At 67.4% G+C, this 24,012-nt stretch carries 29 protein-coding genes and 2 pseudogenes; 18 read left to right on the top strand and 13 right to left on the bottom strand.

The window, feature by feature from the left end; all coding sequences use genetic code 11:
• The first annotated feature begins 9 nt into the window (after positions 1-9).
• The 15 genes and pseudogenes from ftsH to IE286_RS20535 form a co-directional block, all read left to right on the top strand.
• Positions 10-1,992, top strand: coding sequence for an ATP-dependent zinc metalloprotease FtsH (gene ftsH, locus IE286_RS20465; RefSeq protein ID WP_189798226.1), 1,983 nt, complete (start codon positions 10-12; stop codon positions 1,990-1,992).
• A gap of 597 nt (positions 1,993-2,589) precedes the next feature.
• Entirely contained in the window at positions 2,590-3,186 is a 597-nt protein-coding gene (locus IE286_RS20470; protein WP_189798227.1) for a hypothetical protein, read from the top strand.
• Between the two features lie 309 nt (positions 3,187-3,495).
• Entirely contained in the window at positions 3,496-3,918 is a 423-nt protein-coding gene (rpsP, locus tag IE286_RS20475) for a 30S ribosomal protein S16 (RefSeq protein ID WP_189798228.1), read from the top strand.
• Positions 3,919-3,923: 5 nt separating this feature from the next.
• Positions 3,924-4,163, top strand: coding sequence for an RNA-binding protein (locus tag IE286_RS20480; protein WP_003973401.1), 240 nt, complete (start codon positions 3,924-3,926; stop codon positions 4,161-4,163).
• Between the two features lie 82 nt (positions 4,164-4,245).
• Positions 4,246-4,806 (top strand): ribosome maturation factor RimM, encoded by a 561-nt coding sequence (gene rimM, locus IE286_RS20485; protein ID WP_189798229.1) that lies wholly within the window; start codon positions 4,246-4,248, stop codon positions 4,804-4,806.
• Positions 4,806-5,639, top strand: a complete 834-nt coding sequence (trmD, locus tag IE286_RS20490; RefSeq protein ID WP_189798230.1) for a tRNA (guanosine(37)-N1)-methyltransferase TrmD — start codon at positions 4,806-4,808, stop codon at positions 5,637-5,639. Before rimM ends, trmD begins: the two co-directional genes overlap by 1 nt.
• A 136-nt stretch (positions 5,640-5,775) precedes the next feature.
• On the top strand, positions 5,776-6,126 hold the full coding sequence (gene rplS / locus IE286_RS20495; RefSeq protein ID WP_125499450.1) for a 50S ribosomal protein L19: 351 nt from the start codon (positions 5,776-5,778) through the stop codon (positions 6,124-6,126).
• Between the two features lie 47 nt (positions 6,127-6,173).
• Positions 6,174-6,944, top strand: a complete 771-nt coding sequence (gene lepB / locus IE286_RS20500) for a signal peptidase I (RefSeq protein WP_189798231.1) — start codon at positions 6,174-6,176, stop codon at positions 6,942-6,944.
• Positions 6,937-8,007 carry a signal peptidase I gene (gene lepB, locus IE286_RS20505; RefSeq protein WP_189798232.1) on the top strand — a complete coding sequence of 357 codons (1,071 nt, stop codon included), beginning with the start codon at positions 6,937-6,939 and terminating at the stop codon, positions 8,005-8,007. Before lepB (IE286_RS20500) ends, lepB (IE286_RS20505) begins: the two co-directional genes overlap by 8 nt.
• Before the next feature lie 25 nt (positions 8,008-8,032).
• Complete coding sequence (gene lepB, locus IE286_RS20510; RefSeq protein ID WP_372462569.1) at positions 8,033-8,911, top strand: signal peptidase I; 879 nt, start codon at positions 8,033-8,035, stop codon at positions 8,909-8,911.
• Positions 8,912-9,017: 106 nt separating this feature from the next.
• Positions 9,018-9,794: a signal peptidase I gene (lepB, locus tag IE286_RS20515; protein ID WP_189798234.1), complete on the top strand. Its 777-nt coding sequence runs from the start codon at positions 9,018-9,020 to the stop codon at positions 9,792-9,794.
• Positions 9,795-9,819: 25 nt separating this feature from the next.
• Complete coding sequence (locus IE286_RS20520) at positions 9,820-10,296, top strand: NUDIX hydrolase (protein ID WP_189798273.1); 477 nt, start codon at positions 9,820-9,822, stop codon at positions 10,294-10,296.
• Between the two features lie 56 nt (positions 10,297-10,352).
• On the top strand, positions 10,353-10,661 hold the full coding sequence (locus IE286_RS20525; RefSeq protein WP_014675276.1) for a DUF2469 domain-containing protein: 309 nt from the start codon (positions 10,353-10,355) through the stop codon (positions 10,659-10,661).
• Between the two features lie 197 nt (positions 10,662-10,858).
• Positions 10,859-11,224, top strand: coding sequence for a YraN family protein (locus tag IE286_RS20530; protein WP_189798235.1), 366 nt, complete (start codon positions 10,859-10,861; stop codon positions 11,222-11,224).
• Positions 11,224-11,967: pseudogene (locus IE286_RS20535) on the top strand (magnesium chelatase domain-containing protein); the annotation flags it as partial. The gene IE286_RS20530 and the pseudogene IE286_RS20535, both read left to right, overlap by 1 nt.
• Before the next feature lie 62 nt (positions 11,968-12,029).
• Here the strand turns inward: IE286_RS20535 and IE286_RS20540 are convergent.
• Entirely contained in the window at positions 12,030-12,251 is a 222-nt protein-coding gene (locus IE286_RS20540; RefSeq protein WP_189798236.1) for a GntR family transcriptional regulator, read from the bottom strand.
• Positions 12,252-12,401: 150 nt separating this feature from the next.
• Between IE286_RS20540 and IE286_RS20545 the strand changes: the two genes are divergently transcribed.
• On the top strand, positions 12,402-12,704 hold the full coding sequence (locus IE286_RS20545) for a hypothetical protein (protein ID WP_189798237.1): 303 nt from the start codon (positions 12,402-12,404) through the stop codon (positions 12,702-12,704).
• A gap of 305 nt (positions 12,705-13,009) precedes the next feature.
• Entirely contained in the window at positions 13,010-13,774 is a 765-nt protein-coding gene (locus IE286_RS20550) for an HNH endonuclease (RefSeq protein WP_189798238.1), read from the top strand.
• Positions 13,775-13,884: 110 nt separating this feature from the next.
• Here the strand turns inward: IE286_RS20550 and IE286_RS20555 are convergent, their stop codons facing one another.
• From IE286_RS20555 to IE286_RS20585, 8 genes are all read right to left on the bottom strand, one after another.
• The gene (locus tag IE286_RS20555) at positions 13,885-14,535 is read right to left on the bottom strand and encodes a transfer protein spdA (RefSeq protein WP_229863205.1); all 651 of its coding nucleotides are present in this window, start codon (positions 14,533-14,535) and stop codon (positions 13,885-13,887) included.
• A complete protein-coding gene (locus tag IE286_RS20560) occupies positions 14,532-14,753 on the bottom strand; it encodes a hypothetical protein (RefSeq protein WP_189798240.1) in 222 nt (73 codons plus the stop codon). Before IE286_RS20560 ends, IE286_RS20555 begins: the two co-directional genes overlap by 4 nt.
• Before the next feature lie 5 nt (positions 14,754-14,758).
• Positions 14,759-15,208 (bottom strand): P27 family phage terminase small subunit, encoded by a 450-nt coding sequence (locus tag IE286_RS20565; protein WP_189798241.1) that lies wholly within the window; start codon positions 15,206-15,208, stop codon positions 14,759-14,761.
• Positions 15,209-15,490: 282 nt separating this feature from the next.
• Complete coding sequence (locus IE286_RS28030; protein WP_505014454.1) at positions 15,491-15,868, bottom strand: DUF8602 domain-containing protein; 378 nt, start codon at positions 15,866-15,868, stop codon at positions 15,491-15,493.
• Between the two features lie 18 nt (positions 15,869-15,886).
• On the bottom strand, positions 15,887-16,177 hold the full coding sequence (locus IE286_RS20570; RefSeq protein ID WP_189798242.1) for a hypothetical protein: 291 nt from the start codon (positions 16,175-16,177) through the stop codon (positions 15,887-15,889).
• Positions 16,178-16,534: 357 nt separating this feature from the next.
• Complete coding sequence (locus IE286_RS20575) at positions 16,535-17,440, bottom strand: major capsid protein (RefSeq protein WP_189798243.1); 906 nt, start codon at positions 17,438-17,440, stop codon at positions 16,535-16,537.
• A gap of 2,265 nt (positions 17,441-19,705) precedes the next feature.
• Positions 19,706-19,906, bottom strand: a complete 201-nt coding sequence (locus IE286_RS20580) for a hypothetical protein (protein WP_189798244.1) — start codon at positions 19,904-19,906, stop codon at positions 19,706-19,708.
• A 124-nt stretch (positions 19,907-20,030) separates the two neighbouring features.
• A complete protein-coding gene (locus IE286_RS20585) occupies positions 20,031-21,572 on the bottom strand; it encodes a recombinase family protein (protein ID WP_189798245.1) in 1,542 nt (513 codons plus the stop codon).
• Positions 21,573-21,586: 14 nt separating this feature from the next.
• Between IE286_RS20585 and IE286_RS20590 the strand changes: the two are divergent.
• A pseudogene (locus IE286_RS20590) lies at positions 21,587-21,865 on the top strand (ATP-binding protein); the annotation flags it as partial.
• 467 nt (positions 21,866-22,332) lie between these two features.
• On the opposite strand, the gene IE286_RS27300 reads toward IE286_RS20590, so the two are convergent.
• From IE286_RS27300 to IE286_RS20610, 4 genes are read right to left on the bottom strand one after another with little or no spacing between them, the layout of a single operon-like run.
• The gene (locus IE286_RS27300) at positions 22,333-22,641 is read right to left on the bottom strand and encodes an HNH endonuclease (protein ID WP_189798246.1); all 309 of its coding nucleotides are present in this window, start codon (positions 22,639-22,641) and stop codon (positions 22,333-22,335) included.
• Entirely contained in the window at positions 22,641-22,823 is a 183-nt protein-coding gene (locus IE286_RS20600; protein ID WP_189798247.1) for a hypothetical protein, read from the bottom strand. Before IE286_RS20600 ends, IE286_RS27300 begins: the two co-directional genes overlap by 1 nt.
• Positions 22,820-23,491: a hypothetical protein gene (locus tag IE286_RS20605; protein WP_189798248.1), complete on the bottom strand. Its 672-nt coding sequence runs from the start codon at positions 23,489-23,491 to the stop codon at positions 22,820-22,822. The genes IE286_RS20600 and IE286_RS20605 overlap by 4 nt, the downstream gene beginning before the upstream one ends.
• Positions 23,488-23,904 (bottom strand): hypothetical protein, encoded by a 417-nt coding sequence (locus IE286_RS20610; protein ID WP_189798249.1) that lies wholly within the window; start codon positions 23,902-23,904, stop codon positions 23,488-23,490. The genes IE286_RS20605 and IE286_RS20610 overlap by 4 nt, the downstream gene beginning before the upstream one ends.
• Positions 23,905-24,012: the final 108 nt, after the last annotated feature.

Here is a 24,012-nt window from a genome sequence, read left to right on the forward strand (position 1 = left end):
CGTCCAGATATGGGCAATGCCACGCCCTCACGCAACGCACCCGACCAGCCGTGGCGCACGGAAGGCGGCCGGGACGAGACACCCCGCCGGCCCCGGCGGCCGCGTGTGAGGTGGTGGGGACTGCTGGTCACGGCGGTCGTCGTCTTTCTGCTCGCCTACGCCGGCCTGAGCACCTACACCTCCGGCAAGGAGCCGACGATCTCCTACACGGAGTTCAGCCGGCAGGTGGACGCCGGCAACGTCGGCACGATCTACGCCAAGGGCGACGCCATCCAGGGGCAGCTCAAGAAGCCCCAGCCCCGGCCGGACGGGGACGGCACCTACACGAAGTTCACCACCCAGCGTCCGTCCTTCGCCGGCGACCGGCTCTGGCAGGACCTGACCAGCCACGACGTCACGGTGACCGCGCAGCCGGTGGTGGAGCAGCGCAGCCTGCTCGCCAATCTGCTGCTGTCGCTGCTGCCGATCGCGGTCCTGGCGGTGCTGTGGGTGTTCTTCGCCCGGCGCATCGGCGCCGGCCTGGGCCCCGGCGGTCTGCTGGGTCGCAAGGCACCGCCCCGGCCGGTCGAGCTGCGGCCCGGCACCCAGCGCACCACGTTCGCCGACGTGGCCGGCATCGACGAGGTCAAAGGCGAGCTGGACGACGTCGTCGACTTCCTCCAACGCCCCGACGACTACCGGCGCATGGGCGCGAAGATGCCCCGCGGGGTGCTGCTGACGGGCCCGCCCGGCACGGGCAAGACGCTGCTGGCCCGGGCGGTGGCCGGTGAGGCCAGGGTGCCGTTCTACTCGGCGTCCGCGTCCGAGTTCATCGAGATGATCGTGGGTGTGGGTGCTTCGCGGGTGCGGGAGCTGTTCGCCGAGGCCCGCAAGACGGCGCCGTCGATCGTCTTCATCGACGAGATCGACACCATCGGCCGGGCCCGCGGCGGCGGGGCGTCGATGGGCGGCCACGACGAGCGCGAGCAGACGCTGAACCAGATCCTCACCGAAATGGACGGCTTCTCCGGATCCGAGGGCGTGATCGTGCTGGCGGCCACCAACCGCGCCGACGTCCTCGACCCGGCCCTGACCCGGCCCGGCCGGTTCGACCGCGTGGTCAGCGTCGCCCCGCCGGACCGCGGCGGCCGGCAGGCCATCCTGGAGATCCACACCCGCGGCATGCCGCTCGCCCCGGACGTGGACCTGGCCCACGTGGCCCGGACCACCCCGGGGATGACCGGCGCCGAACTGGCCAACCTCGCCAACGAGGCCGCCCTGCTCGCGGTCAAGCGGCGGCAGCGCGAGGTGACCCGCAGCGACTTCTCCGAAGCCCTGGCGAAGGTCCAGCTCGGCGCCGAACGCGCCCTGGTGATGCCCGAGGAGGAACGGCGGCGCACCGCGTACCACGAGAGCGGGCACGCCCTGCTCGGCATGCTCCAGCCCGGCGCCGACCCGGTCCGCAAGGTCACCATCGTGCCGCGCGGCCGGGCGCTCGGCGTGACGCTGTCCACACCGGAGTCGGACAAGTACGCGTACACCGAGGAGTACCTGCGCGGCCGGATCATCGGCGCGCTCGGCGGCATGGCGGCCGAGCACGTCGTCTACGGCCTCATCACCACCGGCTCGGAGAACGACCTGGAGCAGGTCACCCGGATCGCGCGCGGCATGGTGGCCCGCTGGGGCATGAGCGAGCACCTGGGCCGCCTGTCGGCGCTGCCCGACGACCCGCAGCAGGCGTACGGCCTGGCCGCCGCCCCGCAGACGCTGGACGCCATCGACACCGAGATGCGCCGCATCGTCGACGAGTGCTACGAGGAGGCGTGCCGCAAGCTGCGGGACCACCGGGCACGCCTGGACGCGCTGGCCGAGGCCCTGCTGGCGAACGAGACCCTGGACGAGGCCGACGCCTACCGGGTCGCCGGCGTCCCCCGCCCGGCCAAGAACGGCGACGGGGAGGAGGCGCGCGACACGGCGGCACGCGGCGGCCGCACCGAACGGTCCGCCGGATGAGCAGGCGTGCGTCGTGCCGGCGGACCCCCGAGGCGACGAGTCAAGCCTCCTTCGCCGGCGCGGCCAGCGACGCTCCCGCCCCGTCAGCGGCCGGTCGGGCGGAGGCGCGTCAGGACAGGGCGAGGACGCAGCACTCGTGACCCTCGCTTTGCGCAGCCCGGGCGACTCTCCGCTCCCCGTCGCGTCCAGGTGCCCGCGAGCCGGTGCGCCGCCGTCCGCGAGCCGGTTCGGGACGCCGTGGACGGAACCGGTAACGTCACGGATGCCGCGCACGCTGACCGCAGTACAGGCTTCCGCCCGCCGGACGGCCGGAACCCCTCCTGCGCTGCGGCGGGCGGCTTGCGCTCCGGCGTGCGACCGAGCTCCGCACGCCCGTCGACGGCGCGGCCCGGGGGACCCGCGGCCGCACGGCGGCCGCGCCGCACAGGGGGACGTACGCGGCCTACGCACCACCTTGGGGTGAGCTGTGAGACTTCTCCGCAGATCAGCGCACCCGCCCTCGTCCGGACGCATCAGAGCCGACTGACGGGTACGTGCAAAATTATTTGGGATGCCCCGGAATAGGAACACAGTGGCACCCACGCTCGTTCCCATTACGTGAGCACGACACAGACACCACCTGTTCTCGCCGCGGAGCTGGCGCAGGCGTGGGCCGACATTCAGCGGCACCACCCCGAGCTGCCCGATCTGGCCGCACCCGAGTCCCTGATCGGAGAGTCGTCGTCCGCGTGCGGGCACGAACTGTCCTTCGAGCGACTGCTTCACGAGGCAGTCCACGGCATCGCCGCCGCACGAGGTGTGCGCGACACCTCGCGGGCCGGCCGCTACCACAACCGCCGCTTCCTCGCCATCGCCGAGGAGCTGGGCCTGGACCACCCCGAGGAGCCGCACCCGAGCAGCGGTTTCTCCCTGGTCACGCTGAGCCCCGAGGCCAAGCGGCGTTACCGTCCGACGATCGAGCGCCTGCAGCGGGCGCTGAAGGCGCACACCGCCGCCACCTCCGGCGACACCGGCCGCACCTTCCGCGGCCCGGCCGCCCGGCACGGCTCCTCCGGCGGCGGCGTCCGGGTCAAGGCGGTGTGCGACTGCGGGCGCAACGTCCGCGTCGTCCCGTCCGTCCTCGCGCAGGCCCCCATCGTGTGCGGCGGCTGCGGCAAGCCGTTCCGCATCCCGGAGGTCGCAGGGGTCGCGTGACGCCCGGCCGCCGAACCGGCATCTCGTGGATGCCGGGCCGCCGACGGTGACCGATGACCGCGCGGCGCCGGACAGCGCTCCCGACACGACCCCCGCCGGGCCGGGTGCGCCGACGCGCGCCCGGCCGCAGCCGGTCAACCCCCGGGGCGGACCGGTCCGCGGGGTATGGCAGAATGGCTGGCTGTACTCGACAGCCGCACAGGACCCCTCTCTCCTCCGGCTGACGCGTCCATCGGGCACCACGACTGCGCAACCCCACGCGGAGATCCGCCGTGCCCCACCACGTCAATTCCAGGAGAACCCACTCCCGTGGCAGTCAAGATCAAGCTGAAGCGTCTGGGCAAGATCCGTTCGCCTCACTACCGCATCGTCGTCGCCGACTCCCGTACCCGTCGTGACGGCCGGGCGATCGAGGAGATTGGTCTGTACCACCCGGTGCAGAACCCCTCGCGCATCGAGGTCGACTCCGAGCGTGTGGCGTACTGGCTCTCCGTCGGCGCTCAGCCGACCGAGCCCGTGCTCGCCATCCTGAAGAAGACCGGTGACTGGCAGAAGTTCAAGGGCGAGCCCGCCCCTGCGCCGCTGCTGCAGCCGGAGGAGAAGGCCCCGCGTCCGTCGTTCGAGTCGCTCGGCGGCGAGGACGACGCCAAGGGTGAGGCGATCACCCCGAAGAAGAAGGCCGAGAAGAAGGACGAGGCCGCGGCTGAGTCCTCCGAGTCGACCGAGGCCTGAGCAACATGCTCGAAGAGGCGCTTGAGCACCTCGTGAAGGGCATCGTCGACAACCCTGACGATGTGCAGGTCGCCTCGCGCAACCTGCGTCGCGGGCGCGTGCTGGAGGTGCGGGTCCACCCCGACGACCTCGGCAAGGTGATCGGTCGCAACGGCCGGACCGCTCGCGCTCTGCGCACCGTCGTGGGCGCGATCGGCGGCCGCGGCGTCCGCGTCGACCTGGTCGACGTGGACCACGTCCGCTGACGCTTCAACGCAACCGGCTCGGGCCGGGGAAGGCCTTCGGGCCGTCCCCGGCCCGCAGTCGTATGACAGGAGATCACCCACAGTGCAGCTGGTAGTCGCACGGATCGGCCGCGCCCACGGCATCAAGGGCGAGGTCACCGTGGAGGTCCGTACCGACGAGCCGGAACTGCGGCTCGCCCCGGGCGCCGTCCTGGCCACCGACCCGCCCTCCGCCGGGCCGCTCACCATCGCCTCCGGCCGGGTCCACAGCGGACGCCTCCTGCTGCGCTTCGAGGGGATCGACGACCGCAACGCCGCCGAGGCCCTGCGCAACACCCTCCTCGTCGCCGAGGTCGACCCCGACGAGCTTCCCGAGGAAGAGGACGAGTTCTACGACTACCAGCTGATCGACCTCGACGTGGTCACCGAGGACGGCGTCTCGGTCGGCCGGATCACCGAGATCTCGCACCTGCCCTCGCAGGACCTGTTCATCGTGGAGCGGCCGGACGGCGGCGAGGTGATGATCCCGTTCGTCGCGGAGATCGTCACCGAGATCGACCTGGAGGAGCAGCGTGCCGTCATCGCACCGCCGCCGGGCCTGATCGACGACCGGGCCGAGATCGCCTCCGCCCGCGACGCCGAGGCCGGGCAGGACGGTTCCTGATGCGCCTCGACGTCGTCACGATCTTCCCCGAGTACCTGGAACCGCTCGACGTCTCTCTCGTCGGCAAGGCACGCGCCCGGGGCCGCCTGGACGTGCACGTGCATGACCTGCGCGCCTGGACCTACGACCGGCACCACACCGTCGACGACACGCCCTACGGCGGCGGCCCCGGCATGGTGATGATGACCGAGCCGTGGGGCGAGGCCCTGGACACCGTCCTCGCCGACGGCTACGAGGCCGGCTCCCACGAGCCCGCGCTGATCGTCCCCACCCCCAGCGGCCGGCCGTTCACCCAGGAACTGGCCGTCGAGCTGTCCGAGCGCCCCTGGCTGGTGTTCACCCCGGCCCGCTACGAGGGCATCGACCGCCGGGTGTTCGACGAGTACGCCACCCGCATGCCCGTGTACGAGGTGTCCATCGGCGACTATGTGCTCGCCGGCGGCGAGGCGGCCGTCCTCGTGATCACCGAGGCCGTGGCCCGGCTGCTGCCCGGAGTCCTCGGCAACGCCGAGTCGCACCGGGACGACTCCTTCGCGCCCGGCACCATGGCCAACCTTCTGGAGGGCCCCGTCTACACCAAGCCCCCGCGCTGGCGGGCCCGGGAGATTCCCGAGGTGTTGCTCAGTGGCCACCACGGGAAGATCGCCCGGTGGCGCCGCGACGAGGCACTGAAGCGGACCACGGCCTTCCGGCCGGACCTGATCGAACGCTGCGACCCGAAGGCCTTCGACAAGAAGGACCGCGAGACGCTCTCCGCCCTGGGCTGGGTCCCGGACCCCGAGGGGGAACGGTACGGCCGATTTTGGCGCAGGGTGGACGACGTGGAAGAATAGGCCGCTGCCCCGCGTGCGTCCGGCGTGCGCCCCTGCCACAGGGGGACACGACGCCCGCCCCGACGGCGCGGCGGTCTCATGGAAGATCCCTAGTTGCCGCTGATGACCTGTGGCATCAGCGAAGAAAGCAGACGACATGTCTCACCTGCTCGACACCGTCGACGCCGCGTCGCTCCGCAAGGACATCCCGGCGTTCCGCCCGGGCGACACCGTCAACGTCCACGTCCGTGTCATCGAGGGCAACCGCTCCCGTGTGCAGCAGTTCAAGGGCGTGGTGATCCGCCGCCAGGGCTCCGGCGTGCGCGAGACCTTCACGGTCCGCAAGGTCTCCTTCTCCGTCGGCGTCGAGCGCACCTTCCCGGTGCACACCCCGATCGTGGAGAAGATCGAGCTGGTCACGAAGGGCGACGTGCGCCGCGCCAAGCTGTACTACCTGCGTGACCTGCGCGGCAAGGCCGCGAAGATCAAGGAGAAGCGCGAGAGCTGAGCGCTGCTCCATCGGGTCACATCGGGGCGGGATAGCATTCCGCCCCGATGGACACCGAACCACAGCAGACGGAGCGCGACCGCTCCTCCCGCCCCCGCGGCTCCGGAGCCGGACCGGCGCCGGAGCCGCAGGGGCCGGAGGACCGGTCGCGTTCCTCGTTGTCGCCCTCTTCACCGGCCGGACGGATCGCCGATTCACCGGCCGGACGGATCGCCGAGTGGCTCCCCGGCGGGCGGGCGACCCTCGCCGTCCTGATCTGCCTGGCGCTGCTGCTCCTGGTCAACACGTTCCTGCTGCAGCCCTTCCAGATCCCGAGCGGCTCCATGCAGCCGGCGCTGGACATCGGGGACCGGGTCCTGGTGAACAAGGTGGCGTACCGCTTCGGGGCGTCGCCGCGCCGGGGCGACGTCGTCGTCTTCGACGGCACCGGCTACTTCGGGCACGCGGACTACATCAAACGCGTTGTGGGGGTGGGAGGAGACCACGTCGTCTGCTGCGACAAGGAGGGCAGGATCCAGGTGAACGGCCGGCCGGTCGACGAGTCGGCCTTCCTGTACCCCGGTGACCGCCCGTCCACCGTGCCCTTCGACGTGGTCGTCCCCGACGGCACCCTGTTCGTCCTCGGCGACCACCGCGGCTCCTCCAGCGACTCCCGCGACCACCTGGGCTCACCGGGCGGCGGCATGATCCCGGTGGACGACGTCGTCGGCCGCGCCGACTGGATCGTCTGGCCCTTCGGCCGTCTCGCGCATCTGGCCCGGCCCGGCGCCTACGCACAGGTGCCCGCCGCCCGCACCGTGGACGGCGGCCATGGGTAGCCGCGGCAGGCCGCGCCGTGCATCCGGCCGCGCCGCCGGCACCCCGCCGCCCGCGGCGTCCCGGCGTGCCGTCGCACCGGCCGGCGGCCGTACCCGGGCCGAGCGGCGCAAGCTGCAGCGCAAGGTCAAGCGCAAGCGCAGGCGCTCGGCCGCCCGCGAGATCCCCCTCCTGGTCGGCATCGCGATCCTCATAGCCCTGGTGCTGAAGACGTTCCTGGTGCAGGCCTTCGTGATCCCGTCCGGCTCCATGGAGGAGACGATCCGCGTCGGCGACCGGGTCCTGGTCGACAAGCTCACCCCGTGGTTCGGCGCCACCCCGCACCGCGGTGACGTCGTCGTCTTCCACGACCCGGGCGGCTGGCTGGGCGACGAGCAGACCGCGACGAAGGACGACCCGGTCGTCGTCCGGCAGATCAAACAGGGCCTGACCTTCATCGGCCTGCTGCCCTCGGCCGACGAGAAGGACCTCATCAAACGGGTCGTCGGCGTCGGCGGCGACCACGTCAGGTGCTGCGACGCCCAGGGACGGGTGACCGTCAACGGCCATCCCCTGGACGAGGGAGATTACCTGTACCCCGGCAACGCACCGTCCGAGCAGCGGTTCGACATCACCGTGCCCCCGGGCCGCCTGTGGGTGATGGGCGACCACCGGGGCTATTCGGCCGATTCCCGGGTCCACATGAACTCCCCGTACGGGGGTACGGTCTCCGAGAAGTCCGTGGTGGGGCGCGCGATGCTGATCGGGTGGCCGTTCAGCCACTGGCGTGTGCTCGAAGAGCCCAAAACTTTCGCCGGGGTGCCCGACGCGGCCGCGGGGTCGGCCGCGGCCGAGCGGCTGTCGCATAGGGTTGCCCCTGACGGTCCACGCGGATCGGTTCAGCTCCCGAGCCCCGCGGAACTCCCGCTCGTTATGGGAGTGGTGGGCCTGCACCGGATACGGCTCAGGCGGCGGCACGGAGTAAGGAGTTGGCGTGGGGGATGTGGCGGCGGGCGCACGGTCCGGCAGCGACGGCGAGGAGTACCGCGGACGCACCGCGGACGGCGCCGTGACCGTGAGCAGTGAGAGCGACGCAGCCGAGGACGGCACGGTGACGGAGCACAACCAGAGCGCACAGCAGGACGCCGGCAAGCCCTCCCAGGAGGAGAAGAAGCCCCGGTCCTTCTGGAAGGAGCTGCCGATCCTGATCGGTATCGCTCTGGTGCTGGCGCTGCTGATCAAGACCTTCCTCGTGCAGGCGTTCTCCATCCCGTCCGACTCGATGCAGAACACCCTCCAGCGCGGCGACCGGGTCCTGGTCGACAAGCTGACCCCCTGGTTCGGTTCCGAGCCCGGCCGAGGCGAGGTCGTCGTCTTCCACGACCCGGACAACTGGCTGGCCGGCGAGCCCACGCCCCGTCCCAACCCGCTGCAGCGGATCCTCAGCACCATCGGCCTGATGCCGTCCGCGGAGGAGAAGGACCTGATCAAGCGGGTCATCGGCGTCGGCGGTGACACCGTCGAGTGCGAGGGCACCGGCCCGGTCAAGGTCAACGGCCACCCGCTGTACGAGCCGTACATCTACCCGGGCAACACCCCCTGCAGCTACGACGACCAGGGCGGCCAGTTCAAGGTGACCGTGCCCCAGGGCTATGTCTGGGTGATGGGCGACCACCGGCAGAACAGCCGGGACTCGCGCTACAACCAGAACGACCGGCACCACGGCATGGTCCCGGTGAAGGACGTCGTCGGCCGTGCCATCGTGCGCGCCTGGCCCGTCACCCGCTGGGGCACCCTGCCCGTCCCCGACACCTTCGACCAGCCCGGCCTCGGCCGGCAGACGACGCCGTCGGCGGCGTCCGCGCTGACGGTCGCTCCCGGCGCCGTGGCGCTCAGCGCGACCGTGCCGCTGGTGCTCTGGCGCCGCAGGCGGACCCCGCACACCGGCACCGCGCACGGCAGCGGCACGACGGCCGCCGGCTCCCGCTGACCCGGCGCACCGCCGGCGCCGTGAAGCCCCTGTGGAGCTGTGATCTTCCTCGGGGAGCGGGGCTGACCGCCGCGGGTACCGCCGGGTAGGGTGCGGGTCCATGGGCATGGGTGGCGAGAGCTCGACACGTACGGCCCCGCACAGCGGGGGCACCGGACGGACCCCCGCGGGCGGCAGAACCGGACAGCGGCTGTCCGGCCTCGCCGTGGCCCTCGGCCTGGTGCTGTTCCTCGGCGGCTTCGCGTGGGGCGCGGTGGTCTACCGGCCGTACACCGTGCCCACCAGCTCCATGACCCCGACTATCGGCGTGGGCGACCGGGTGCTGGCCCAGCGCGTCGACGGCGACGAGGTGCGCCGCGGGGACGTCGTCGTCTTCCACGACCGGACCTGGGCGGACAACGCCCCCGTGGTCAAGCGCGTCGTGGCCGTCGGCGGGGACACGGTCTCCTGCTGCACGCACGGCAAGCTCACCGTGAACGGCAAGCAGATCGACGAGCCCTACCTGAAGGGCGGCCCCGCCGAGATCACGGACTTCCCGGTGGTGAAGGTGCCCGAGGGACGCCTGTTCCTGCTGGGCGACGAACGCCAGGGCTCGCTGGACTCCACCGCCCACCTGCAGGACGCGGCCCGGGGCACCGTCTCCCGCGCCGACGTCACCGCCCGGGTCGACGCCGTCGTCTGGCCGATGAAGGGCATGCTGGAGCGCCCCAGCGGGTTCGCCGAACTCGGCGAGCTGTCCACGCCGGGACCGCTGCGCACCATCGTGTGGCTCGTCGTGGCCGGAGCCGTGCTGGTCCTCGGCGGAGCCGCCTACGGGCCGGTCGCGACCTGGCTGGGCCGCTCCCGGTCCCGCAACCGGACGGAGCCCGCCGGTGCCCGCTGACCAGCCCCTTCCGCTGGACGGAGAGATGCGCAAGGTGGCCCGGGTGGTGCTGCTCGACCCGGACGACCGCATCCTGCTGCTGCACGGCCACGAGCCGGGCGACCCGGCGGACGACTGGTGGTTCACCCCCGGCGGCGGCCTGGAGAGCGATGAGACCCGTGAACAGGCCGCACTGAGGGAACTCGCGGAGGAGACCGGCATCACCGACGTCCAGCTCGGCCCGGTGCTGTGGCAGCGCCGCTGCTCCTTCCCGTTCGCCGGCCGCCGCTGGAACCAGGACGAGTGGTACTACCTGGCCCGCACCACCCGGACGGCGACCACCCCCACCGCCCTGACCGAGCTGGAACGGCGCAGTGTCGCCGGAGCACGCTGGTGGACGTGTCAGGAACTGGCCCGCGCTCATGAGACGGTGTATCCGACCAGACTCGCCGAGCTGCTGCGCACGCTGCTCGACGAAGGTCCTCCGGCCGGGCCCGTGCTGCTGGACACCGAAATCGTCTAGTGGCTCACGGTACTGGCGCACAATGGGGGGACCGTACGGCTGAAGGGGAACATGCCATGAGCGCCGAGGACCTCGAGAAGTACGAGACCGAGATGGAGCTGAAGCTCTACCGGGAGTACCGCGATGTCGTCGGTCTGTTCAAATACGTGATCGAGACCGAGCGGCGCTTCTACCTCACCAACGACTACGAGATGCAGGTGCACTCCGTCCAGGGTGAGGTCTTCTTCGAGGTGACCATGGCCGACGCCTGGGTGTGGGACATGTACCGGCCGGCGCGCTTCGTCAAGCAGGTACGCGTCCTCACCTTCAAGGACGTGAACATCGAGGAGCTGAACAAGAGCGATCTGGAGCTGCCCGGCGGGTGACGGGTGGGGTGCTCGCAGTCGGGGTCTCGCCCACTGTGTCCTGGGGTCTGGCCTCTGTGTCCCGGGGTCTCGCCCCGTGTCCCAGGGCGTAAACCCCCCTTCCGGGTGACCGGGTTGTCCACAACCGCGGAGTAACCCACCAAGATCACCACCGGGGTCCGCCCGGCGCCATCGTGGACCCCGGAGGTGGTGCCGACATGAGCAAGGCACGCAACGGACTCGGCCGCTACGGCGAGAATCTCGCCGCCCGGCGGCTCGGCGGCGCGGGCATGACCGTCCTGCAGCGCAACTGGCGCTGCGGCAGGAGCGGCGAGATCGACATCGTGGCCCGGGACGGCGACGTCCTGGTGGTCTGCGAGGTCAAGACCCGCAGGACGGACGCCTTCGAGCACCCGATGGCCGCCATCACCCCGGCCAGGGCCCGGCGGCTGCGCGCCCTGGCCGAACGCTGGATCGCCCAGCACGGAGGCGCACCCCCGGGCGGCGTCCGCATCGACCTGGTCGGCGTCCTGCTGCCCCGCCGCGGAGCGCCCCGTGTCGAGCACGTGCGGGGGGTGGCCTGATGGGATTCGCCCGGACCTGCTCCGTGGCGCTCGTCGGGGTCGAGGGCGTGGTCGTCGAGGTCCAGGCCGACCTGGAACCGGGCGTCGCCGCCTTCACCCTGGTGGGCCTGCCCGACAAGAGCCTGAGCGAGAGCCGCGACCGGGTGCGGGCCGCGGTGGTCAACTCCGGCGCCGAGTGGCCGCAGAAGAAGCTCACGGTGGGCCTGAGCCCTGCCTCGGTGCCCAAGGGCGGCAGCGGCTTCGACCTCGCCGTGGCCTGCGCGGTGCTCGGCGCCGCCCAGCGGATCGACCCCCGCACGCTCACCGACGTGGTCATGATCGGAGAACTCGGTCTGGACGGCCGGGTGCGGCCGGTACGGGGCATCCTGCCGGCCGTGCTGGCCGCGGCGGACGCCGGCTACGAGCAGGTGGTGGTGCCCGAGTGCGCCGCCGCCGAGGCGTCGCTGGTGCCCGGGATGTCGGTGCTCGGCATCCGCAGCCTGCGGCAGCTGATCGCCGTGCTCGCCGACGAACCCGTGCCGCAGGAGGAGCCCGGCGAGGCCGGCCGCCCGGACCCGCTGCTGACCGGGCTGCGCATGCCCGGCACCGGCGAGGCCACCTTCCTGCACAGCGTCGGCGCCGCCCAGGACGACCACGGGCACGACCTCGCCGACGTCGTCGGCCAGCACGCCGCCCGCACGGCTCTCCAGGTCGCCGCGGCCGGCGGACACCACCTGTTCCTGGAGGGACCGCCAGGCGCAGGTACACAGTGATGGAGTAAGAGTACCAGCGGGCGGGGAACCGGCCCCTGACCTGCGGTTATGCCCTACAGGACGAACGACCCGATGCCGTTCTCAGTCCTGATGACGCCACGCTCCCGCAGGTCGGCCAGCGCCTTACGCGCCGTCACCTGAGCTACACCGAACTCCGCACACAGCGCGAGGATTCCTGGCAGCTTCGATCCCGCCGGATACTCGCCAGCGGCAATGCGCCGTTCAATCTCGGCGGCAATCTGCGTCCACTTCGCGCGGGTCGGGTCTAGCTCCACATGATCAAGCCTCAGTGCTACAGCGATTTACGGCTAGAGATAGCGAGCTATAGCAAGCTTCCACTAGGCTGAGTAGCCGAAAGGCAAGCGCCCCTGAACCATCCGGCCTAGGGACGGTCCAGGGGCTCAGACACGATCGGAGCGTGTCCTATGAGCGAGCGTACAGAAGCGATCCCCGGACTTCGCCGTCTTCCGTGGCGGACTGAGGGCGGCAAGCCCGCCTATCTCTCGTCAGACGACCCGAACAGCCTCCTGTCGCTGATGGCGGACAACGTGGAAGAGCAGACGCTGACGAACGCGGAAACCGTGCTGGGGCTTGTGAAGCCCATGTACGCACCGGGAGCGCGGCTGACGCGGGATGAAGCGCTGTTCATGCTGCGGCGCACCGCCGAGTGCCTGGCGGACGCGATCAACGTTGCGCGCATGAGGGGCGAACGGCTGGCAGCGGACTGAGTGAACCGCGAGGAAGCCCCTGCCTGCGGACCAGTGGGTAGGGGCTTCGCTGTGTACGCCTGAAGGCTCGTCAGAAGCCCTCTGGCGGCTTACGGCAGGCTGCCTGGCCCCTGGTCCCCGTAGGCCGTCCGCAGGCGCTCAGACGGCCGCTCAGGGCTTCTGCGGGCTGACGGTCGCAGCAGTGGCGGCCTGACATGCCATCAGGTAGCGCGCCGCCCTCATTCCTCGCTGAATGCAGCAACTGCGCCCGACGTTTCCGCCATGCTTAGTGACGGGCAGTCCAGCGCGACTCGGCGAGATGGGGAATGGGTGTTTCCGAGAAGAATCGAAAAATCCTGTGGGTGCAGGCGGGTGGTATGTGCGCCATCTGCAAAGCGCAGGTCGTTACACCCGGCACAGCTTCCGACGATCCATCCATATTCGGTGAAGAGGCTCATATAGTCGCCCGTTCGAGTGGCGGTCCGAGAGCGGGTGGACTTTCTGAGGACAAGCTCAATCACCACTCCAACCTGATCTTGCTTTGCAGCAAGGATCACAAGCGCGTAGACGATCAGCCCAATCACTACACAGTGGAGTTGCTGAAGAAAATCAAGTCAGAACATGAGGGTTGGGTGCGCTCCCTAACAGGCTCGTATGCGAACCGCCCGCGTCTAGTCCCAGACCCGCTCTACCCGCAGCCGAAGGTGTTGCAGCTAATCCTACGGGGAAACCCGTTGTGGAACATGCTTAAAGAAAGCGTCACGTTTGAGTTCGGCATCCCGGATCATCTGCCGGATGATGACGAAGCGATGGTCATTGAGTTTCTGGATCTGGTGAAAGATCTCATGGATATCTCCGGAGATCTTGTAACCGTCCGGGAGAGTCGTGACGCAGAGAAGATGATGGAGGCGCACATTAGTGGCCTAGCTGAGCGTGGCTTTGTGGTCGGTGCCTATGTCCGGCACATGCTTTTCCATGACGGCAACGAGACCGGACCCATGCCGTGGCCCATGCTGCGAGTTGAGGTCCAGAACATGACGGATGCTGAAGTCACCGACGAAAAAGGCACCCGATACCCCCGGAAGGAATAGCGTGCGCCGTTGCGGTCATCGCGCTGTACTCCATTCAGATCAAACCAGGGTTCTAGCCGCTCACACGCCAACGAAAAAAGCCCCGCACCGGCTCAGGTACGGGGCTTTCGTCATGCGGCCATTGCCAGATAGCGACGGCCGGTCCGCTCGGACACGCCGAAATGGTCGGCCAGAATTCGGCCGGTCACAGGGCGGCCATACCGCGACTCCAGAACGGCCACGGCAGCCCGAATGTCCTCAGCGGAAGGCGGGGTTGCCGTAGGCATGTCCGGCGCGCTGTCCGCTTCCGTGTTCTCGAAATCAGCCCACAGGTCATCCGGCGGCCAACTGTCGGCCACGGCCGTAAGGCTCTGTGCGGCCATCTGCGGGCCGTTGGCTGTACAGGTCCGGTCATTGTCCGTCTCGCTGTCCGGCAATGGCTCAGACGGGCGCTCAGGGCTTTCCGCGCGGTGCATTCGCCAGACGGTCAGCGGAAAGACCGCGTGTAGACCGGCCGCAACCCAAGTGCCCACAGCAGACAAGGATTCCGTCGTAAGGACACCGGCCACATTCGCGGCCACGGCAACGGCCACGCTTAGGGCAATGTCCTTACGCGACCGGACAGACCAGATCATATAAAGGTCAATGGCCAGCGGAACGGCAAACGCCACGGACTCGGGCACGCCGTGTGTCAGCGCTAGCTCCCGCTGTGTCGTAAACGAAATAGACATGGCCGCCAGCAAGGCCACGTAGCGGACAATGTCCGTGAAGGTCAGTCTCACTCGGTTGGGCTCCATTCCGTCACAATCTCCGCAGCCTCACTCGGCTGGTAAATTTCGCCATCCTCGGCGGTCAGCTTCCATCCGGCATAACGGCGACGTTCACGCGCTGACAGAAACGCCTTCCGCTGAGCCCATGGAATCTCCCACAGCGGGCGGCTCAACTCTTCGTCAGGCAGCGTAAGGAAGTGCGCTAGGCGCGCCTTGAAATCGGTAGTCACGCGCCTCAGTCCCAGATGTCTTCCTCATCCTCGCTGGAATCAGGCGCAACAAGCTTCGCAGCAGCGGAAGGGGTGAGCCCCAATTCGCCAGCAAGCCGAATAAGCGCCATTCGAAGCTGCGGCACACTCGACAGCAGCGGGTGACGAACCTTGCTTTCACCGCGAGCACCAGGAACCGTGAAACCGTCCGCGCTGATCTGCCGGTTAACCTCTCGAAGCTGAACGGCAGTCATCACGTACTCAACAGCGGCAAGAGCCTGCGTGTCCGTGAGGCCAGCCGAAGCAACCAGGGCCGGAACAGTGCGCGACCAGATATCGGCAGCATCGTCTCGCATCCTGCGCGCTGACTTGGTACGGCCGGGAATCAGATACTCCCAATCGGGTTCAACAGGAGTCGTGGGCGCGAAGCGAATACCTTCCGACTGCCGGTCCGGCCGGAAGGTTCCCTCACGCACAGCCTGAAGGTAGGGCTTTCGATGTGCGGGCATGGAAACGAGCCTTTCTCAAGTGACGGGACATGGGGAAATGCCGGAGCGCCACAGCGCAAGGGCAGTGTGATGACGGGTGGTGGAATTCCTGGGGGAGCGGCGCACCCAGAGGCCGTGACGAAAACAAGATGAATAGCCATGTGGGCGCGATGCCTCCCTGCCGGTTTCGCGCAATTTTGAAAGGGGCCATATGCCCAGGGGGGGGGTGACTTCAAGCGAGCATCTAGCCGACCGACGCTCAGGCAGCAATCAACCGAACCGCTTAGGCGTCTGCCGTTCGGCTGCCCAGCCTCCAGGCTGATTCCGTGCCGTCTCGCGGTCGTGGCAAGGCTTGCACAATGGTCGAAGATGCTTAGGCGCATCAGGGTTCGGCTCACCCATTGCTTTCAATTGCTTTCGACTCAGCGGCCAGTGGTCAGCGACCGTGGCTTGCCGACCGCACAGCGTGCACCACGGGTTTGCGTACAGGTAAGCCTTTCGCTTCCGCTGCCAAGCAAGGTCATAGCCTCGCTCGCTGGCACTGCCTCGCTGCGCTTCACGCTGGCGTCTGTGCTTTGGGCACGGACCGCCATTAGTCAGCTCACTGCATCCGGGCTGACTGCATGGTGTTCTAGGTTTCCTTGGCATTACTCCTGTCCGATGGACTCAGCGGGGGTCGGCGGGGGTGTCAGTGATGGCCCGGTATAGCTCCGCGTCGCTGAGCCCCCGTATCTCGGCTATGCCGTCCATAACCTCTTGGCAATCGTCCAGGGCGTCTAGTTCCTCTTCCGCAGCACACAACATGTTGCGGATCGCTTGCACCAGTTGTGCCGCTCTCTCAGGGTCGGGCTTTCCCTCAGCGAGGATGCGCCGCAATTCGTCGGCGTAATCGTGGGCGTAGGTAAGGCATTCGGCCAGGGACTCAGCGTGCGAGGGTGCGCAGTCATCAGCGATCACGAAAACTCTCCTTCACGCCAGCACACAGGCCAGCGAAGCTACGGATTGGAGTAATGCCAGGTCAGATGGGGTGGCCCAAAACGCCGGCATTCTGGGGTCCCTTGCGTCAGCGAACGCCTCTGCGCTCCCGATAGCAGTCGGCACACATCGACTTCCGGTAGCCAGGGAAGTCAGGGTTGCGACCAAGCGCTATCAGCTCAGCACGAGACAGCGGGTAATACGCAGAAACGACCGCTGGCTTATCCGGCAGGTGCGGCCGACTGCACATCTGGCAGAACGGGCTAACACTGTGATCTCTCATGGTCGAATCCAAAAAGGAAAGCCCCCCGGCCTGAACAGACCAGGGGGCAGAAACCATCAGGCACCAACGTTCGTCAGGCGAGCCGCAGCGCGACCACCGAAAACGGCAATGCCACAGTAGAACTCAACACGAGTGCGGAAAACCGGCTTGTCGTGGGCTTCGCCTAGGTCGTAAGCGTCAACGCCACCGTTCGTAAGCCCGCTCACCGCCTGGTCGGCCTCGCCGTTTCCATAACGGACCGCGTAAATCTCAGTGGCCGGGAGAATGTCCGTGCCGTCCGCACGCTGGCCAGCATCGAACATCGGAATGCCGTTCCAGGCCGGAGCGGACTTGCCGACGATATCGGTCATCAGCATTTCGCCTCCGCCCAGTCGCCGGTAGCCGGATCGCACCTTGGCCAGCAGAGCGCCATTCATGTAGATAGCGCCATTCTGCGCGTTGATACCGGGAACGGCACCGACAAGGGCGTCTAGCTTGTCGAAGAAGTCATATCCGCCAGAGACCGGCTCGACCCCGCCAGCGTCGAGAACCTGAGCGCCAGTAAGCCGCTTCCGAAGCCCATCAAAAGACTTCGGGTTCACGGCAGTGTCGCCGTTGAAGAAGGTGTCAGAAAACAGCATGCTCGCTGCCTTGACCTTCATCTGAGTCTGAACCGAGCGCTGGTCATTCAGGTCACTACGAGTCTTAGCAATGAACCGGTCAACGTCAGCGTCACCGCCGAGAATAACCAGGTTCTCAATGCGCTGGTTTACGGTACCGGTCGACTCGCTGTAGCCCTCATTCACAGCGCGGAACTCAACACCGGGAAGGGTCGCCTCTTCGTTGTAGGCGAAGTGCGTTCCCTCGACCTGAAGCATCGGTAGCCGGTCGAGAATGGGGGAGGTCTGAACGAAAGTCTCGATAACGCCCCGCTGTAGGTCATCCTGAGATAGCAGGGCGGACTGAGCTAGAGTAATAGCCATTCGTGATATCTCGATTCAGGTATTAGTGAACAGGTCGAAACGTCCACCACATGCCTGAGATCGCCTCAGCGCCGAGACATCGCATCTCGGATTCGCGGGGACAGTAGAAAGGCCCGTAGGCCAAAGACAGTGCCTCTTACCGGGCGGGCATCGCGCCCATACCCGGTAAGAGGCATGAGGAGTTACCGGGGCATGGCTCCCCGCTGAGCACCTACTTTTTTAGTAGGTGGTACTCGCCCCTACGGAACATACGGAGGCGAGTAAGCAGTTAGGGCAAGGCCGTGCACAATCTTGCCCCTTTTCGTAGACTGGATCTTGTAGCCAGCCTCGCGGATCAAAGCGTATGCGACGCCTAGGGGAAGAGTGCGCGTGCCGTTTTTAACAGCCCAATAGTTCATAGCGCGCCACAGCCTGCCGACACTGACCGATGCCCCTGGTCTATCCTCGGACACGTGGGGCAGAATCTCGCGGAAGGCCGGGAGGTATTCCCTCTGCCTATCGCTAAGAGTCATTCTCGGTCGCCTCCATATAGAGCTGTGCAAGCTCGCTGAGTACGGCGAGGGAGCGGAAAACCTCTGCGCGCTCCTTGGCGTCCGCTGGCGTGATCGTGTGGGCTTCCAGGACACTCAGGGCTTGATGTGCTGCATACGGGGCAAGCCCCTCACTGCCCGGCACGTTCCCGCTCCTGCGCATTCCGCTCGTAGGCACGCACCAGAAGCTTGTGAACGGCCTTCTCCCGACGCCGAGAAACCCGGCCGTAACGCTTACCTAGCCCCTCGCCATGCAGAAAGTCTCGCATCCTCATTCCTCTCGATTCTCAGCGCGTAGCTGCGCGTTGTGTTCGTACGCCCGCCTGATCCGCTCATGCGCGGCCTTTGCAGCAGCGCGAGACGGGATACAGGTAGGGCCGTCGTCCCAGCCGTTTTCCGCGTACCAAGTCTCTGCGGCCTCGATAGCCCTTGCCCGAGACTCCGCCATAGCCTTGCGCTTTTCATCGCTGACACGCGCGTCTGCCTCACGCTTGCGCCGCTCAAGTTCGCGCTGTAGGGCTACGCCGGAAAATTGCTTGTGTGCCCAGTCGAATGACGTATGACAGCGACGGCACATCGCAACGTAGTAATTCGTGTTTTCGGACCACACACGCCCGCCAGCGCGAATCTCGTTCGGGTCGTTGTGGGTGTAGGCGTGATCCTGGGCATCAAGTCCGCACCAGACGCAGGCGTTATGCCTGGCAAGGCCGTGTGCCTTGTCCACTCGACGGTGCGCCATCTGATACCTAGACCGGACGTTCATAGAAAGCTCGATTCTGGCCTTAAAAGAAAAGCCCCGCACTCAGGGAACGCGGAACTGTCAAGGCCAGAAGACAGACACGCGCTCAACCCAAGTGCGGGGCTGACGGGATGCGACTGATTACCCTGTCGCTTGGGGGGTCTGTGGTGCTGCGCATTCCTGGCCTTGCAGCGAGCGAGGGGGAGATACCTCAACCCCTCTCACTAATCCTCTAGCCAGTCGAAAGCCCCGAGACGGCCGTTTTGGCGGGATTTCTCGGATAGGCTCGGTAAAGGATTGGCAAAGTATTTTCAGCGGGGAGTGGTGAAGTGGTGATCTGAGGCTCACCCAGCCATCGGGCTATAGTTCTTTATCCTGGTTGCTGGCGGGACCCCATTTCACCACTTCACCACTCTGTGCAGGTCAGAGTACGTATCCGCTGATGACCGGCTGAGCACTTCACCACTCGCCGTTCCGCGCTGTAGAGAAATCCCATAAATCAGTTATGGGTTCCGCCTCGCTGCGTGTCCGGCCTTTCGCCTCGCTGGGAGCCCTGTACGGCTGCCTGAGTCGCTTTCACCGCGCCGCTGGACTTCTTGGTTGTGCGCCCCGCTCCTAGCAACTCAGAGCGGCGTAGCGCCTTCCTGACTGATCGTCAGGTCTGACAGTCGGCCGTTCCCGCCAACGGCCGTCTCAGCGCCGTTCCCTGCCGCCCCGGACAGTCAGTCGCGGGCTCCCCTGAACGGCCGTCACAGGGCCGTCTGAGGGCACGAGAAAGCCCCCTGCCCGGTTTCCCAGACAGGGGGCTTGATGGTCGGGGCCGTTAGGCCGCCAGCGCTTCAGGGAAGCCGCACAAGGCTTGCTGTAGGGCTTCCAGCCGCGCTATCCGCTCCCGCAGTACCGGCGAAGCCTCCCCGGCCCTTACGCGGGCGTACAGGACGTTAAGCCGCGCCGTCACGTACTGGAACTCAAGGTCCCGATATCCCGCCTCGCTGTTCATCGCGTCTCCAGCACGCTGCGCGCGTAGGCCGTCCAGTCGTCGCCCTGGAAGCCCGGCAGCGAAGCCCACAGCGCCACACGGGCCGACTGCCGCTCTTCCTCGCTGTCGGCGTATTCGCGGATCAGGCTTTCCGCTTCGCGCAGGACTTCGGCCGTAGCGTCAACGTCGCCAGCGGCAGCAGATTCGATGATTCGCACTTCGTGTGCCTCCCTTCGGAAATTGCCTGTTTCTATTTCAGCAGAATTCCCGCCTGCCGTTAAGCGGGAATATGAAAATGTGACGGAAATCACAAAAGGGGCCGGAATTCCGACCCCTTTTGCTTCAGTCGCTCAGGAATTCTTCGAGTAGGACGGCTTCCGCAGCCTCCGCCGCAGGGTCGTCAATGTGTACGCCGATGGCGACACGCTCAGGGTCCCAGCGCCGCTTAGTCGTAGGCCCCACGCTGGCGCGAATCCGCATAGACAGCAGCAACAGCCGCTTCCCCGCTGTATCGGCGGCAGCCCAGCGCTCAGCCACAGTTTCGCCGGTCGGCACCCAGCGCCATTCCGGCTCGCTCACCGGCTCCGCCTGCGCTTCCTCCAAGGCTTCCTGCCGGGCTTCGAGTTGAGCGAGCACAGCGGCTTTCGCAGCACCCCGCAGACCAACCAGGGATTCGGCCAACTCCGCGATATCTGCCTCTAGTTCCTCGATTTCCGCTGCCCTGTCGTTCCCGCCGACCAACACGCGTTCCGCATAGGGCATGTTCCCGAACGTGCGCAGCAGCCATTCTTCGACAGCGGATTCAAGGCGCTCGGCGTTCACGCTGTTTCCGCTACAGCGATGGCGCAGGCTCTTGTCTCGCGCAGCCTGGCAGACGTACTGATCCATGCGGCGGCCGTTGTAGACCCGTGTGTTGTAGTGCATGTGGCTGTTGCATGCGGTGCACCAGGCCACGTGCAGCAGCATGGTTGCCTTTTTCCGGGGGCGCTGTGTGGCTACGCTGTTCGCGTCCAACGTGGCTTGTAGCGTCCGCCACGTGCTGTCGCTGATCAGCGCAGGGCCGACCCGGACCGGCTTTCCCTCGCTGTCACGGACCACACGGCGCGAATCGCGCTTTCCCTGCACGCGATACCCGCGCAGCACTTCGCTTCGCAGATGCTGATACAGCGCGGAGTAGGTCCACTTAGCGCGTTTCTCGCCCAACTCTTCCCCGCGCTGAACCTTCCGATAATCGCCGGGCGATAGGATTCCCGAGGAATTCAGGCGCTCGATTTCGGCACTCAGCGTGTGACCGTCGCAGATACGATCGATTACCTCGCGCAGAACGGCGGCGGCTTCCTCATCTATGTCCAGCCGCTTGTTCCCTTCGCCATCCGGCACGATGCGATAGCCGTAAGGTGCGGCTCCGCCCAACCACTTGCCGCCCTGTCGCAGTTCCACGCGGCTGCGCAGAATCCGTTGTTGGATGGTCTCCCGCTCAAGCTGAGCGAACGCCACCATGAGCGTTACGACGAACCGGCCATACGGTGACGTCAGGTCGGCCTGTCCATGCACATCGGCAAGGGTCGTGCCGCGCTTGTCCAGTAGTTCGACCAGCGAAGCGAAGTGCGAAGTGACGCGCGAGAAACGGTCGATGCTGCGGGCAACCACAACGTCAATGCCGTTCAGCGCGGACAGAATCTCGCGGAACCCCTTGCGCTCTTCCGGCCGGATGCTCCCGCTGACCCCTACGTCATGCCGGACCATGACCACTTCGTAGCCGCGAAGCTGGCACCAGGCACGTGCGTCGGCTTCCTGCGTAGCTATAGAAGTAGAGGAGTCGTCGTCTCGCGAGAGGCGGCAATATATGGCGGCGCGCATCGGGCGGCCCTGGGCTGGTATCACGGTTCCCCTTCTCCTTCCTTGAAGACTGTGTACCAGCGGGCGCCGGCAAGACCATGCTCGCCGAGCGGCTGCCCGGCGTCCTGCCCCCGCTCGGCCGGCAGGAGTCCCTTGAGGTCACCGCCGTCCACTCGGTGGCCGGGCTGCTGCCGCCGGGCAGACCGCTGATCGACACCGCCCCGTACTGCGCCCCGCACCACTCCGCGACCATGCAAGCCCTGGTCGGCGGCGGACCCGGCGTCGCCCGCCCCGGCGCCGTCTCCCTCGCTCATCGCGGCGTGCTTTTTCTCGACGAGCCAAGAGATCCAGACTTACTCCGTGCGGCTTCGGTTCTCTCCTGAGTCGGTCGAGTCTGTCAAGCCCGAGAGAGCTCGATGTGATGCGGTTCACAGCGGTTGGCTGCGTCCGTCTGCGTCATGCCGCTGTGTGCCGTTGTACTGGCCGTTGAGTGAGTGGCTGAGGAGTTGGGCCGGTGTGTGAGTGATCGGCCGCGAGAGACGCGCTCAGTCCGTTCTCGGCCGTCCTAGTGGCTGTCGACGTGTGCCGAGTCGAGCGCGAGGGGTGGGGGATGACCCCCTGAGCGACGGCCAGAAGACCGACGCGTCTTAGCGCCTGCCATCGCGCCACCGTCCCAGGGTCATCGTGACATCCCCCGGACAGGCAGGGGTGGGGGTGCGAAACCGCAGGTCAACGCAGAGAAGACCCCCCGAACCGGCCGAAATTCTGGGGCCAGTCCGGGGGGTCAACGTGACATCGCTTGGGGTTACAGCTCTCCGGGGTGCTTCTCGGTCCGCCTGAACCGCTGCTCGATCTCCCGACGCTTCCGGGCCAGGGCTTGCCCACCCTCGCGGCTCGACTTCGCCTTGTGGCACGGGGAGCAGATCGCCCGAAGGTTGCTCATGCTGTGATCGTCGCCGGGCCGGATGTGGTCCACCTCGGTCGCGTGGTTCGGGCAACGGCCGCTCTCGGTCATGACGGTGCACTGGTGGCTGTCTCGCCGGAGCACCCGAGCCCGTATCTTCGCCCAGTCCTTCGGGAGTCGGCTTCGGCGGTTACTGGAAGACCACGCCATCAGAGAGCACCCCCCGAGGCGAAGCGGTGGTGTCTCTGTCGGCACGTCGCATCGCAGAACTGTCGGTGCGCGGCGGCGTCCTCGGGGAGCGGTCGAGCGCAGGCGAAGCACAGGGCTTCCAGCTCTCGGCGCTCCAGCTCGGTCGGGTCGTTGGTCAGTGCGTAGGTGCGGCGGGTGCTCACGCGGCATCCTCCTTCGTGTCGTGGGTTGTTGCGGCGTACAGGGCGATGTGCGCCAGGGACAGGCCAGTGCCAGCCGTCCGCTCCTTGGCTTCGTCCCAGAGCCGGTGACAGCTACGGCAGAGGGGTGCCAGTTGCTCGGGGTCGTCGGAGTACGGCATGCCCGCGTCCTTGCCGTCGAGCTGGACGAGCGGGCTCGGGTCGCCGTGGCGGTAAGCGAAGTCATCCGCCTGTCGTCCGCATCGCCAGCAGTCGTGCTCACTGGCCGGTCCCTCGGTAGACGCCTTCCGGTGGTGCACGGTCGAGTAGGCGGGGGTCGACGTGCGGCGCGGGTCGGGGTGGTAGTCCCTGCTCGAACAGTTCACGGTCTTGCCGTCGACTACCGCCCGGATGTGTAGGAGCTTCACGGCATGGTCGCCGCACTGGAACCAGGCCCGGTCACTGTCGCCGGGGATGCGCTTCACCAGGACCAGGCCGGACGGGTACGCCCTCCCCTCGAAGTGCTTCACGGCTCCAGGGCGCGGACCGTAACCCTTCCGGACGTACCGGGTTCGCTGCCGGGCGTTGTGCCGGTCGAGCTTGCAGGAGCCGCAGAACCGAGGAGCAGGGCCACGCTCGCCGGTGTGCTCGATCGGGTTCGGGCAGGTCTCACAGATCAGGGCCAGGGTCACGCGGCCACCTCCTCGGCGTGGGCGTACGAGCGGGTGTCGAGCGGGAAGCGGGGGTTCGGGTCGCCCTCGACGTACAGACGGAACGCCACGGACACGCCTTCACGGACAGGGCGGAGAGACGCCACACGGGCCGTGGAGACGATGCCGAAGCCGGGGACAGGCTCACCCTCGATCAGGTCGAGAACGAGGGGGAGGACGCCAGCCACGGCCTCGGGAGACTCGACGTCGGGGGCGTGGTGGTTGCGGGTGGCGTGCACCTCGACGACGAGCCAACGGGCAGACTCTCGGGACTGGTTGGCGTCGGCGGAGATCAGCCGGACGTCGACAGCCGAAGCCGTGAGGGAGTCGAGCAGGGTTGCCAGGTGCTCGCCGGCGTCTCGGGCAGCGTGGTGCAGGTGGGATGCGATGAACACGGGGGAGGTACCTCCAGACATGCAGGAAGCCGCCCCGTACGTGCTGGGACGGCTTGAAGACGGTTGGTGTGGTTGTGGGCCAGGGGGTGAGAGATCGCCAGGGAGACA

Origin of the sequence: Streptomyces thermodiastaticus, from assembly GCF_014656135.1 — a bacterium.
In the GTDB taxonomy this organism is placed as follows: domain Bacteria; phylum Actinomycetota; class Actinomycetes; order Streptomycetales; family Streptomycetaceae; genus Streptomyces; species Streptomyces thermodiastaticus.